The sequence below is a fragment of the Mucilaginibacter sp. NFX135 genome (assembly GCF_048565145.1).
In the GTDB taxonomy this organism is placed as follows: domain Bacteria; phylum Bacteroidota; class Bacteroidia; order Sphingobacteriales; family Sphingobacteriaceae; genus Mucilaginibacter.
Map to the genome: position 1 here is coordinate 3,029,635 of NZ_CP183412.1, position 14,026 is coordinate 3,043,660.

Genomic DNA, 14,026 nt, shown 5'->3' on the forward strand with positions numbered 1-14,026 from the left:
AATATTATTATAAATTGAAGATCATGAAAATTAAATTTCATTACATAGTCCTATTTATCCTCATGCTTTCGGCCGCCGGTTGTAGTAAGCTGGATAATGTTAAACCGCCTTCAGTAAAACTTACCGGGCAGTTGATGTACAAGGGTTCACCAATTGGAGTGGAGTACAACCAGGTTCCTTTTCAGCTTTATCAGTCAGGTTATAAAGGCAATACGCCTATTACCGGCACCTTCGATCAGGACGGTACTTACTCTGTATTAACCTTCAACGGTAATTATAAATTTACTATCCAGGGCGGACAAGGCCCTTTTCAGTGGAAAGAGCTCCCTTCAGGAGGAAGGGATACCATAAACATCGCCCTTAATGGCGATCAAACCGTAAACATAGAAGTAACACCTTATTATATGATCAGGAACGCGCAGATAGCGGCTGCCAGCGGGAAAATCACGGCCAACTTCAGCATTGAAAAGGTGATCACAGATGCTACGGCTAAAAACATACAAACTGTAAGTTTATTTGTAAACAAAACCCAGTTTGTATCGCCGGGTGACCACGCTGCGGAAGCCGATCTGGATGGTGCGGCTATTACCGATCCGGCAAACGTATCGTTGAACGTGGCTATACCTTCGTTTCCGGTAACGCAAAACTATGTTTATGCACGTGTTGGTATCAGGATAGCCGGAGTGGAGGATATGATATTTTCGCCGGTAGTTAAAGTATCATATTAATTACAATTTAAAGGGGCCATACAATGGGATGGTCCCTTATATTTATAAAATAAATCTTAATTCCATATACCATTACACATCATCCCTGATGAAAAAACTGAATTTTTGCTTATCCCTCTTAATTTCTGCTTCCTTGTCGGTCAGCGCACAGCAAAGCGACTGGCATTTGATCAAAGACCATATTACCACGCCCTGGGCCGAAAAGGTTGATCCCAAAGCACCCTTGCCGGAATACCCACGACCGCAGTTGGTACGCCCTAACTGGCAAAACCTGAATGGTTTGTGGGATTATGCAATAATACCTAAAGCAACAACTGGTCCCGCAAGATATGAAGGAAAAATATTGGTGCCTTTTGCTGTTGAATCAGCATTATCGGGCGTAAGCAAAACAGTGGGTAAGGATAGCATGTTATGGTATAAAACAAGTATCACCCTTAATAAAACCATAAAAGGAAAAGATATTTTATTGCACTTTGGCGCTGTTGACTGGCGTACAGAAGTATTTGTGAACGGTAAAAGCGCCGGTATTCACGAAGGCGGTTTTGATCCCTTTACTTTCAATATAACTCCTTATTTAAAAGGCGGTTCAAAGCAGGAGATTAAAGTAAGCGTTTGGGATCCAACGGATGATGGTCCACAGCCGCGTGGCAAGCAGGTTAAAAAGCCGGAAGGTATCTGGTATACCCCTGTTACCGGGATCTGGCAAACCGTTTGGTTAGAAGGTGTTGCAAAAACGCATATCGACGCTACCAAGCAAATACCCAATATTGATGATCACACCCTTTCGGTTTCGGCGGAAGTTACCAATAGTCAGCCTGGCGATAAATTGAAGATCACCGCCTGGGACGGGCAAACGCAGGTGGATGAAAAGATAGTAGATGCCGGTGCAACCGCCCTGCTGGATATTAAGAATGAAAAATTATGGTCAACAACAGATCCTTTCCTGTATGATCTGCGGGTAGCTCTTATTCGGAACAATAAACCGGTTGACGAAGTGAAAAGTTATTTCGCTATGCGTAAAATATCATTAGGCGCTGATGCCAATGGTGTGCAGCGCATGTTGCTGAACAACAAATTTGTATTTGAATATGGTCCGCTTGACCAGGGCTGGTGGCCCGACGGTTTATACACCCCGCCGACATATGAAGCCATGAGCTTTGATATCGATAAGCTGAAAGCCATGGGCTTTAACATGATCCGCAAGCACATCAAGGTAGAATCTGCCCGCTATTATGCTTATTGCGATAAAACCGGAATGCTGCTTTGGCAGGATATGCCCAGCGGCGATTTAGGTAACCATTGGGAAAACCGCCCGGGTGTGTATGACCGGGCAACAGATCAGCAACGTACGCCGGAGTCTGAAGGGTATTACCGTAAGGAATGGAACGCCATCATCAATGCCCTATATAACTATCCATGCATTGTAGTTTGGACGCCATTTAATGAAGCCTGGGGACAATTTAAAACAGTAGAGATAACCGAGTGGACGATGAAAAAAGACCCGTCACGCCTGGTGAACAGCGCCAGTGGAGGTAATTTTTATGCAACCGGCAATATCGTCGACTTACATAATTACCCGCATCCGGCTATGCCACGCGCCGAGATCTTCGGCAAAACGCAGGCCGTAGTATTGGGCGAATTTGGGGGCTTAGGCTGGCCGGTAGAAGGCCATACCTGGCAGGCTAATAAAAACTGGGGCTACCAGAACTTTAAAAATGGTGACGACCTGTTTAAAAAATACGCTTCGTTTACCGACAGGTTGCAGGAACTGATCAGATTAGGTCTTTCGGCAGCAGTATATACCCAAACCACCGATGTGGAAGGCGAGGTGAACGGCTTTATGACCTATGATCGTAAGGTGATCAAAATGCCGGTTGAATCGCTGCAAAAAGTAAATGTTAAACTGTACGATCCATCTTTAGTAAAATAAGTGTTGAATATGAACTTTAAAAACAAGATCAACATTATTAAAACGAGTCTTTGCTTTACCACAGCCCTGGTATGCTCGGGTATGGAAGTAAGCGCTCAAACGGGTGTAAAAGCTACCTTCATAACCAAGATTGATAATGGACAGGCCAATGCATTTTATGTAAATAACCGTGCGCCCCTGCAAAGGCAATATTTTACCAAATTGCCTGTTGGCAGCATCAAAGCGGGTGGATGGCTCAAGAAAGCGCTGGAACTGCAGCGTGACGGCCTGACCGGAAACCTGGGCGAGATCAGTATCTGGCTATCTAAAACCAATAATGCCTGGCTCAATAAAGAGGGTAAGGGTGAATACGGATGGGAAGAGCTACCCTACTGGTTAAAAGGTTATGCCGATATCGGTTATATGCTGAAGGATCAGAAAATGATAGCTGAAGCTAAATTCTGGATAGATGCAGTGCTGAGCAATCAACGGGATAATGGTGATTTTGGTCCGGCCCGGATGAACAAGGGTAACCGTGACCTGTGGACGAATATGCCGATGCTCTGGTGCCTGCAATCGTACTACGAATACAGTAAAGATCCGCGGGTTATCCCCTTCATGACCAAATATTTTAAGTACGAGTTATCTATACCTGATGACCATTTTTTAGAGGATTACTGGGAAAACAGTCGGGGAGGTGATAATATGCTCAGCGTATACTGGTTGTATAACCGTACCGGCGATAAATTCCTGCTTGACCTGGCAGCCAAGCTCGACAGGAATACGGCCAACTGGCGCCAGACAAACACCCTGCCCAACTGGCATAACGTAAATGTGGCCCAGTGTTTCCGCGAGCCGGCAACCTATTACCTGCAAAGCCATGATCCGAAAGATCTGAATGCCACATATAACGACTTTAAACTCATACGCACCATCTATGGGCAGGTGCCCGGCGGCATGTTCGGTGCCGATGAAAATGCCCGAAAAGGTTACGATGATCCACGCCAGGCTGTTGAAACCTGCGGTATGGTAGAGCAGATGACATCAGACCAAATGCTGCTGGGTTCAACAGGTGATACCTTTTGGGCCGAGAATTCCGAGGATGTGGCTTTCAATACTTTCTCAGCCGCCTTTATGCCCGATTACCGGTCACTGCGTTACCTAACAGCGCCAAACATGGTGGTAAGCGATAGTAAAGACCATCACCCCGGTATCTCCAACGAAGGACCGTTTTTGATGATGAACCCCTTCAGCAGCCGCTGCTGCCAGCATAACCATGCTGCGGGCTGGGTTTATTACGCCGAAAATAGCTGGATGGCAACGCCAGATAATGGCCTCGCTGTGCAGTTGTATACGCAGGGACAAGTAAATGCCAAAGTAGGTAACGGTACAAAGGTCAATCTCACAGAAACCACTAAATATCCATTTGAAGATCAAGTGGATTTTACAATTAATGCACCCAAACCGGTGAGCTTCCCGCTTTATCTACGCATCCCCGAGTGGTGTAAAGGAGCCACCGTAAAAGTAAACGGCGCTGCTATACAGGTAAACACCGCCGCTGGTAACTATATCAGGTTGGCCAAAACCTGGAAAAACGGCGATAAAATAACCCTGCATTTACCTATGCAACTTAAAGTTCGCCAATGGGTTACCAACAAAAATAGTGTGAGCGTAAACTACGGTCCGCTTACCTATTCGCTCAAAATTGATGAACAATATACTAAGCAGGATAGCCGGAAATCAACCCAGGGCGATTCGCATTGGCAAGCCAGTGCCGATCCACTGAAATGGCCCTCGTATGAGATCCATCCGGCATCTGCCTGGAACTATGGTTTGGTGATTGATGAACAACATCCGGAGAGATCAATCGAGATCATCCGCCGCAGCTGGCCAAAGGATGATAACCCTTTTACCAACGCTAGCGCGCCAATTGAACTCAAAGCAAAAGGCAAACAAATCCCAGGCTGGACGATAGATCAATACGGCTTATGTGGTGTACTACCTCAAAGCCCGGTAAAAACAGATAAACCTTTATCAGAATTAACGCTGGTACCTATGGGCGGGGCCAGGTTAAGGATATCATCATTCCCGGTTGTGGAATAGTTATTAAAGTAGATTTTGAAAGCTTTTATAACCATATTGACCTTTGTTTTACTATCGGGCGCACAGCTTAAGGCTCAAAATTCGCATGCCATTGCGTGGGATCAATCAACGCTAAAACAGGTGGCGCCACTATCGGGAAGTAAAAGCGCCAATTATGCCCGTATGATACAGCTGCATAATGGCAGCCTGTTATGCATATATGAAAGCAATGGAAGTGTTGAGTGTACGCAAAGTCATGATCTGGGTAAAACCTGGCTTAAACCGGTTATAATAGCTTCTGCTGTTTCCGGTGTAAATATGAGTGTGCCTGAGATTCTGGAACTCAAAGATCATTCCCTGCTGATATCTTATAATCCGCGGCCGCATAAAATAAATGGCAGCTGGGATACCACCAAGCATTTTGCCATCCGTACCAAAAAAAGCTACGACGAGGGTAAAACCTGGCGCGATGAGCGGTTGATATACGAGGCCAGTTATCAGTTTGAAGATGGCTGCTGGGAACCATCGCAAATACAGCTTCCCAATGACGAAATACAGTTATACTTTTCCAACGAAGGGGTTTACATACACTCTAACGAGCAAAATATCTCCATTTTTAGGTCGCATGATAATGGCATAACATGGACTAAACAACCCGAGATAGTTTCTTTTACACCTGCTCATCGCGATGGTATGCCTGTGCCTATTATACTGAAAGGGACGAAAGAGATCTTGTTTTCTATCGAAGACAATGCCGGCGGACAGTTTAAGCCATCCATCATCCGTAATAGTTTTAATCAAAACTGGCAAAAAACGGTAGGCTCTAAGGACCCGGAACGTACTTATGCCATAACACCTAAACTCCCGGATACCGTTTATGCCGGCGCGCCATACTTACGTCAATTACCAGGCGGACAAACCATATTATCATACCAAAGTACCTTTGGCAGGAACGGTAATTGGGAATTGGCTTGTATGCAGATAGCGGTAGGCAATAACAAAGGCGAGGATTTTGTAAATACTGCTACGCCATTTAACATCCCCCTAAATAAACATGGATTATGGAACTCGTTATGTGTACTTAATGACGGCACCATCATCGCCCTTACCTCAACCGATGCTTATAACAGTTATACAGCCATTTGGATGATTAAAGGACATTTAATCAATAAAAAAAGCACTTACTAAATAATAACACATGCAAAATAAACTGAAATTATTTGCCATCGCATCGATCGTCTTGCTCCATGTGACAGCATCAGCACAACAAAAAGCACCTGCACAGGTATGGTCGGCGCAAAAAGCAAAAACATGGTATGCGCAGCATCAATGGCTGGTGGGCAGCGACTTTATACCCAGTACGGCCATTAACCAACTGGAAATGTGGCAGGCCGATACCTTTGATCCCAATACCATTGATAAAGAGCTGGGCTACGCGCAAGGTATAGGCATGAATGTGATGCGCGTGTTTTTGCATCACCTGGCCTGGCAGCAGGATCCGGAAGGTTTTAAAAAACGGGTTGATCAGTACCTGGCTATTTCCAGTAAGCACGGCATCCAAACCATGTTTGTGTTTTTTGATGATTGCTGGAACAAAGAACCTAAAACAGGGAAGCAGCCCGAACCCAAACCTGGTATCCATAACTCCGGCTGGATGCAGGACCCTGGTCAGCCGGCTTCTGAAGACCCTGCCAATTTTCCGGCGCTTGAAAAATATGTAAAAGATGTATTAAAACGCTTCGCTGCCGATAAACGTATATTACTGTGGGATCTGTATAACGAACCTGGTAACTCCGGCAAAGGCGATAAATCGCTGCCCTTATTAAAATCTGTATTTAAATGGGCCAGGGCGGTAAACCCAAGCCAGCCGGTAAGTGCCGGGGTATGGAGCTGGAATTTAGAAACTCTGAACCAATATCAGATAGCCAATTCCGATGTGATCACATATCATGATTATTCGCCCGAGGCAGATCATTTAAAAACGGTTCAGTTCCTGAAAATGATTGGTCGCCCTTTGATCTGTACCGAGTACATGGCCCGCCCGCGCAATAGTTTCTTCAGCACAGTGTTACCTATGCTGAAGAAAGAAAATGTAGGCGCTATTAACTGGGGTTTTGTATCGGGCAAAACTAATACCATTTACGCCTGGGATACCCCAATACCTGATGGCAGCGAACCAAAACTGTGGTTCCATGATATTTTCCGCAAGGATGGCACGCCTTACAAAACAGAAGAGACCGAACTGATCAAAAACTTGACCGGCAGAGGAAAATAAAAAACACGTCATTGCGAGGTACGAAGCAATCCCCGATTTGCAGATCGACTCTGTACAGTTAGGGATTGCTTCGTACCTCGCAATGACGCGTTTTTATAAATTAAAAAGTATAAACAACTTTTCCGGACAAAAACCTGCCGTTAAATCCAAATTGCGATACCGCACGGCTGTATACAAAGTGACCGTTGGAGGTATTATCGCGGTTGGTGGTGTAATTATTGGCCGGGTTACCGCTTAAGTTATTCACATTATTGCGCGGGTCCATGTAGTTTTTATCCGGGTAAACATCAAACAGGTTGCTGGCGCTGATGGTAACGCCCAATTGTTTGATCACCTTATAGCTTATCGCCAAATCGGTTACCCATTTGCCTGAGTAAGTTTGGTCAAGCTCCAGGGGCAGATTGTTGGCGGGAATGGTAGGATCAACCGAATTGAGGTAAGTTACCTTGCCAAAATAAACTGATCTTAGTGAAAAGTCGAGTTTCTTGATGTTGTACAAGGCGCTCAGATTGATCTTGCTGGCTGGTACTGATGATTCAAAACGGGAACGTTCTGTACGGTCGAACAGTTTGGCTTTTAATGCAGCACTACCTTCTATAATGTCGGATCCTTGTATCGAGCGTACTTTGGTCTGGTTAAAATTAGCCGCTGCAGAAAGCGTTAAACTGCTTGCAGAGTTGATACTGATCCTATCCGCCAATACAATGTCCAAGCCTTTGGTACGGGTGGAGATGGCATTGGTGAAAAACTGTACACTGTTGATCTGGCCGTTGGGGTCAACCGTATTTAATATGTCGGCCACTGCGGGAATAGCCCGGGTAAACTGGCTCGAAAACACGATACGGTCTTTGATATCTATCTGGTAAGCATCTATTGTGAATGTTAATGCTGAGGTTATTTTACCGGCCAGGCCTAAGCTATAAGATTTTGATTTCTCGGGCTTCAACGATCCTACACCAAACTTCCTCACAATGGGATTGTCGTTATTAACGGTTAATACCTGCGTAGGGTTACCACTCACAAACTGCGTGCTCTCATTATTAAAATACCGTTGAGCCAATGAAGGCGCCCTAAAGCCAGTCGCGATAGCACCACGGATGGCCAACTGATCGATCACCTTTACTTTGCCGGTAAATTTATAAGAGAAGTTGGAGCCAAAATCGCTGAAATGCTCATAACGGCCGGCGGCTTCTAACAATACGCGAGGGCCAAATTCGGCTTCGTAATCGGCGTATAAACTCTGGTTGTTTCTTGATTTGTCAATAGCATTGCTTGGTTTAAAACCAGGAAATACCTGTGAACCCGCCGCGGCCGGTGTGGTACCAACCAATCTGCCGGGAATATTTTTTGATGGCTGTCCATAAGAGTAAGACAACTCCTCGCCGGGTTTTATTTCGTAATTATCAATACGGTATTCAGCGCCGTATGCCATGTTCAACGAAGTCAGGAAACCTGTAAAATCATACTTGCGGGAAACATCAAGATTCACTGTGTTTTGCTTAAAGATCAGTTCGCCGGCCTTGAATGATGTCGGACTTGTACCAATCGGCAACGAAGCATTCAGGGTATGGTCAATAGTATAGCTCAGGTTGTTTTCGCCAAAGGTATTACTCAGGTCGTAGGTCCAGTCGCTGAGTTTTCCTTTAACCCCACCGCTTGCCGATATATCATTGATAGAAGTATTGATAAATGGTAAAAAGCCATCGGGATAAATAGTAGCGTCGATTTGGGTAAACTGGTTGGGCAGGCGAATAAATCCTGCCGCCGAGCCGGTTTTATGTGTGTAACCCGTTGCCAGGTAAACGGTAGCCCAATCAGCCACGCTGTACTGCGCATTACCAAAACTTCCAAAATTTTTAGAGTGGGAATTACCCACGATCATATTATCGCGACTAAAACCATCAGCCTTGGCTTTGGCATCATCGGCGGCTTTGATGCCTGCAAAACGTGTTTCAAAATCAGCTTCTGATTCATTGGTACCTTTGGTAGGCAATGCCGAGTAGATTAAAGGGTGGGTATCCAAACCACCCCGGTTGGTTGCTCCGCGATCCAAATACTGGGCTGCTATGTTCACAAACCCTTTTCCGTTCAGATCCCAACCCTTGCTGCCGTCTATCTGGTAAGTTTTACCATCGGTATAAGTATTCCCATTGGTTGATGATGCCGATTGTCCGTAACTGGTAGATATTACCAGTGGGGTAACTTTCTTCAATACAATATTGATCACCCCGGCAATAGCGTCTGATCCGTACTGAGCTGCTGCACCATCGCGCAAAACTTCAATATGATCAATAGCGGCGAGAGGGATGGAGTTCATATCAGTACCAACTGTACCACGACCAAATGTACCGTTGATGTTCACCAAAGCTGTGGTATGGCGCCGTTTGCCATTCACCAGTACCAATACCTGGTCGGGCCCAAGACCTCTTAACGATGCCGGATCGATGTGGTCGGTACCATCGGCCACAGTTTGCCGGTTTGAGCTGAAGGAGGGAGCTATATAATTTAATACCTGTGTAATATCCGTTTGCGGAAAACTGCGCATCTCTTTAGCCGAGATCACATCCACAGGTACAGGCGATTCGATATTGGTGCGTGGCTTGGTGGAGCGCGAACCAACCACTGCCACTTCATTAAGCGCGTTGCTCAAAGGTTTGAGGCTAAAATCAAGTGTTTGGGTTCCGCTACTGATGGTTACATTGCTGGTTTGGCTCTCGTACCCGATGAAGGAAACTTTAAGCTGATAACTGCTCTGCGATAGCTTGAGCGTGTATTCGCCTTTTTCGTTTGAGGATGCTCCCTGCGAAGTGCCCACAACCGAAATGCTTACGCCAGGCATGGCCAAGCCGTTTGCGGCATCAGTTATTTTACCTTTTATTCCCTGGCCGAATAATATATTAGCGCTGGCCAAAAACACTAATAATAACGAAGTTTTAATGTACAGAATTTTCATAGTTAATAAGATTTGGGTTTAATATAGCGATTTGTATCAAGAAAAATACATTATCGTCGCAGTTAATTCATTATAAATCAAATTAATTAATGGTATTTGTAATAATTGATATTAAATAGTATAAATATGGAAGATGAATAAGCCATGTCAGATATATTGTTTGCCTTGAATGATTTATAACCCGTTTATCCCCAAAATGCCCCGTTCCTGTACTTTATTTTTTTGTTGCGGATAGATTTTGTTGCTTTGGATAATAAATAAAAACCAAAGTGAAAAAGAAGCTATCTCTCACCCTTTACTGGAAATGTCAGCTCATCGGCTGGTCGGTAGCTGCGTTGTATTGGGGGTACACAGGCATCACCAGTGAACGCTTTGATCCATTACTGGGCCTGCTGCTGTTTATAACCGATGTGGGCTTTTATATCCTCATCACCCATTTATACCGCAATTTTGCGCTGCGCCACCAATGGCAATTGCTGGGACTTAAACAATTGCTTCCACGGATTATAACCTCGGTTATTGTATTGGGTTTAGTCTTTACCTTGGTTACCATAGTCAAGATATATTTTTTAAAATGTTGGTTTATACCTGGTTTTCAGCAACCATTCGCGGAATTCGTTCAGGTGAACAGGCAGCCGATTTTTGTAGCAGGAGTTCGGCTCATGTCCATCTGGTTGCTGGCTTATCATTTATATCAATATGAGCAGCGGGAGATCCGTATCACTAAAGAAAACGCCCGCTTGGCCATCATTACCCGTGAGGCGCAGCTGAATAACCTGTCGGCCCAGCTTAATCCGCATTTTCTGTTCAATTCGCTCAATAACATAAAAGCACTGGTGATCGAAAATCCCGAGTCGGCACGCAGGGGTATCGATCTGCTGTCAGATATCCTGCGTACCAGTTTGTATAGTGGTGATATGATGTTGACATTCGTAAACAATGAAATTGAACTGGTAAAAGATTACCTCGAACTGGAAAAACTGCGCTTTGAGGAGCGATTGCAATTTACCATTAAGGTTGATGATGAACTTTTAAAAATATCGATACTAAGACTGAGCGTGCAAACCTTGGTCGAAAATGCCATTAAACATGGCATCTCGAAGCAAAAAGATGGCGGACTTGTCAGCATCCAGGTCGAAAAATTTCCGGAACATATTTGTATCAGCGTTCAAAATCCAGGGCATTTGGATATTGACGAATCTGCAAGTGGCGTGGGGCTTAAAAATTTGCAGGAGCGACTGGGGTTACAGTATAAAGGTAAGGCGACCTTTATCATTACCGGGCGTATGCCAGGTGTAGTTTTAGCTACTATAATGATCCCCAACCTATGAAAAAGCTGCGTATATTGATAATTGATGATGAACGTATGGCCCGGCAGGAGGTGAAACGCCTGCTGATACCTTATCTCGATATGGAGGTCATCGGAGAAGCTGGAAACGCCGATGATGCGGCTATACAAATAGCAGAAAAACATCCCGATTTACTTTTTCTGGATGTGCAAATGCCCGAACGCTCGGGGTTTGATCTGCTGGAATCATTGACCGAAGTGCCCGAAGTGATATTCACCACAGCTTTTGATGAGTACGCGGTAAAGGCTTTTGAAGTGAACGCGATGGATTACCTCACCAAGCCCATCCGCGAAGAACGTTTTGCCCAGGCTATGGAAAAGGTAAGGCAAAAGCAGGCACAGCAAACCAACGATCCACAAATATTTATAAAAGACAGACAGCAATATCATTTCATTAAATGGAGCAAGGTACACTTGATCGAATCGATGGATAATTACGCCCGGCTATATTTTGAAGAAAAAAATGTATTCCTGAAAAGCTCCCTCAACCAGTTAGAAGAGAAACTGGATCCGGATATTTTTTTCAGGATCAATCGTTCACAGATCATCAATCTGCAGTTTATTAAAAAAATTAACATTAGCCTTAATGGCCGTCTGCAAATCAGTATGCAAACAGGCGAGGAGCTGGAAGCATCAGACCGGCAATCCGTAAAGCTAAAAAGCATGGGGCGCATATAAGCCTCATCCGGCCTTTGGCCACCTTCTCCAAAGGAGAAGGGAAACGACATGGGTTAGATCTGATTAGCTTAATAACAAAAGAATCATCCTGCTAATCCAAGTCCTCTCCTTTGGAGAGGATTTAGGTGAGGCTTAAACACTAAAATTATGAACAGAATACGCTGCATGGCATTGCTATGCCTTTTTTTAACCAACTATTGCAGGGCACAAAAGGTTGATTATCATAAAATTAATGCTATCGATAGTGCAACTATTGCCCGGCAAGACCGCGATAGACGATATAACATCCAAAATGTTTTGATCAAAACAAAAGATGGAGCTTCTATAGCTGCCATCGTTGTAAGGCTTAGAGGTGTAACTGCCCCCCAGCCGGTAATTTTACAGTACACCATTTATGCCGATAGTACAGCCTGGAAGAGCATTCTTGAGCCTGCTGTTCATGGTTATACCGGTGTGATTGCATATACCCGTGGCAAGGGTTTAAGTCCGGATCAGATTGTGCCTTATGAGCATGACGGCAAAGATGCTAATGAGGTGATCGACTGGATCAGTAAACAAAGCTGGTGTAATGGTAAAATAGGTATGTATGGAGGCAGCTATAATGGTTTTACGCAATGGGCTGCGGCCAAATACCATCACCCGGCACTCAAAACCATTGTGCCTTATGTGGCGGCAATACCAGGTTTGGGTTTGCCAATGGAAAACAACGTGTTTATTAATGCCAATTATGGCTGGTTTCTGTATGTAACCAATAATAAGTACCTGGATAACGAGGTGTACTACAATCCGAGGCGCTGGCGATCAATAAACGATAGGTGGTATACCAGTGGCGCAGCCTATAACAAACTCGACAGCGTTGACGGAACGCCCAATCCCTGGTTGCAACACTCGTTGAAACATCCTGGTTTCGACAAATACTGGCAGGCTCAGGTGCCCTATCAAAAAGACTTTGCCAATATCAATATCCCTGTGCTTACCGTTACCGGTTATTATGATGATGGCCAGATATCGGCTTTGCATTATCTGCAGGAGCACTTAAAATATAATCCCAAAGCCGAGCATTATCTCATCATCGGTCCTTATGATCATTTTGGAGCCCAGCGGGGCGGATATCCTGTATTGCGCGATTATGCCGTTGATTCCGTAGCCTTGATCAATACCCGGGATATTACCTTTCAATGGCTTGATTATATATTAAAGGGTGCTAAAAAGCCGGTTATACTACAGGATAGGGTGAATTTTGAAGTGATGGGCGCTAACAAGTGGGAGCACGTGGCCTCTATTTCTAAAATGGCCAATACCACGCTTAATTTATATCTTACTGATAAAAAAGAAGGTGATCATTATCTCCTCTCTGATAAAAAGCCCGGTACACAGGCGGCACTAAACCAGGAAGTGAACCTGGCCGATCATCAAACCTCCAACAATAACAACTACTATCCTTATCCCATCATTAAAAAAGAGCTCGACCATAGCACTGGTTTATTTTTTATGAGCCGTCCTTTTGACAAACCGGTAGAGGTAAACGGTATGTTTGCTGGTAGCTTAAAGGCCATGATCAACAAAAAGGATATGGATATCGGCGTTTCCTTGTATGAAGCGATGCCCAATGGTGATCTGTTTGATCTATCGTACTTTTTGGGGCGCGCCAGTTATGCGCATGATATGAGCGTGAGGAAATTGCTGCAGCCAGGTAAAATAGAAACAATCCCCTTGCACCGTAGCCGTATGGTGAGCCGTCAACTGAGCAAAGGCAGCCGCCTGCTGGTGATATTGGATATTAATAAAAACTCATTCGCGCAGGTTAATTATGGAACGGGTAAAGATGTAAGCTCCGAAAATATAAGCGACGGAAAAATTCCGCTGCGTATTAAATGGTATAATGATAGTTTTATAAGTGTACCAGTTAAAGAATAAATAGGTAATAGGAGGTATATAAATACATGAAAATGCCCTCAAATGGCCGTTTTTGGCTTATTTCCGTCAATATTACAGCTATAAATATTTCAAAAACAATTTACTACCGAAATTGATGATAACACCCTGATTAGTA

At 44.4% G+C, this 14,026-nt stretch carries 9 protein-coding genes; 8 read left to right on the forward strand and 1 reads right to left on the reverse strand.

Annotated elements, in window-relative coordinates:
- The first annotated feature begins 23 nt into the window (after positions 1-23).
- The 5 genes from ACNURT_RS12945 (at position 24) to ACNURT_RS12965 (ending at position 6,994) form a co-directional block, all read left to right on the forward strand.
- Positions 24-728 carry a DUF3823 domain-containing protein gene (locus tag ACNURT_RS12945; protein WP_419702102.1) on the forward strand — a complete coding sequence of 235 codons (705 nt, stop codon included), beginning with the start codon at positions 24-26 and terminating at the stop codon, positions 726-728.
- 88 nt (positions 729-816) lie between these two features.
- Positions 817-2,658: a glycoside hydrolase family 2 protein gene (locus ACNURT_RS12950; RefSeq protein ID WP_419702103.1), complete on the forward strand. Its 1,842-nt coding sequence runs from the start codon at positions 817-819 to the stop codon at positions 2,656-2,658.
- Between the two features lie 9 nt (positions 2,659-2,667).
- Entirely contained in the window at positions 2,668-4,740 is a 2,073-nt protein-coding gene (locus ACNURT_RS12955) for a beta-L-arabinofuranosidase domain-containing protein (RefSeq protein WP_419702104.1), read from the forward strand.
- A 15-nt stretch (positions 4,741-4,755) separates the two neighbouring features.
- A complete protein-coding gene (locus ACNURT_RS12960; protein WP_419698019.1) occupies positions 4,756-5,907 on the forward strand; it encodes a sialidase family protein in 1,152 nt (383 codons plus the stop codon).
- A gap of 10 nt (positions 5,908-5,917) precedes the next feature.
- On the forward strand, positions 5,918-6,994 hold the full coding sequence (locus ACNURT_RS12965) for a cellulase family glycosylhydrolase (protein ID WP_419698020.1): 1,077 nt from the start codon (positions 5,918-5,920) through the stop codon (positions 6,992-6,994).
- A gap of 100 nt (positions 6,995-7,094) precedes the next feature.
- On the opposite strand, the gene ACNURT_RS12970 is transcribed toward ACNURT_RS12965, so the two are convergent.
- Positions 7,095-9,947, reverse strand: coding sequence for a TonB-dependent receptor (locus ACNURT_RS12970; protein WP_419698021.1), 2,853 nt, complete (start codon positions 9,945-9,947; stop codon positions 7,095-7,097).
- Positions 9,948-10,216: 269 nt separating this feature from the next.
- Between ACNURT_RS12970 and ACNURT_RS12975 the strand changes: the two genes are divergently transcribed.
- The 3 genes from ACNURT_RS12975 to ACNURT_RS12985 all read left to right on the forward strand — a co-directional run bounded on the left by ACNURT_RS12975 (position 10,217) and on the right by ACNURT_RS12985 (position 13,890).
- Positions 10,217-11,278: a sensor histidine kinase gene (locus ACNURT_RS12975; protein ID WP_419698022.1), complete on the forward strand. Its 1,062-nt coding sequence runs from the start codon at positions 10,217-10,219 to the stop codon at positions 11,276-11,278.
- Positions 11,275-11,973 (forward strand): LytR/AlgR family response regulator transcription factor, encoded by a 699-nt coding sequence (locus ACNURT_RS12980; protein WP_419698023.1) that lies wholly within the window; start codon positions 11,275-11,277, stop codon positions 11,971-11,973. Before ACNURT_RS12975 ends, ACNURT_RS12980 begins: the two co-directional genes overlap by 4 nt.
- A gap of 147 nt (positions 11,974-12,120) precedes the next feature.
- Positions 12,121-13,890 (forward strand): CocE/NonD family hydrolase, encoded by a 1,770-nt coding sequence (locus ACNURT_RS12985; RefSeq protein WP_419698024.1) that lies wholly within the window; start codon positions 12,121-12,123, stop codon positions 13,888-13,890.
- Positions 13,891-14,026 lie beyond the last annotated feature (136 nt).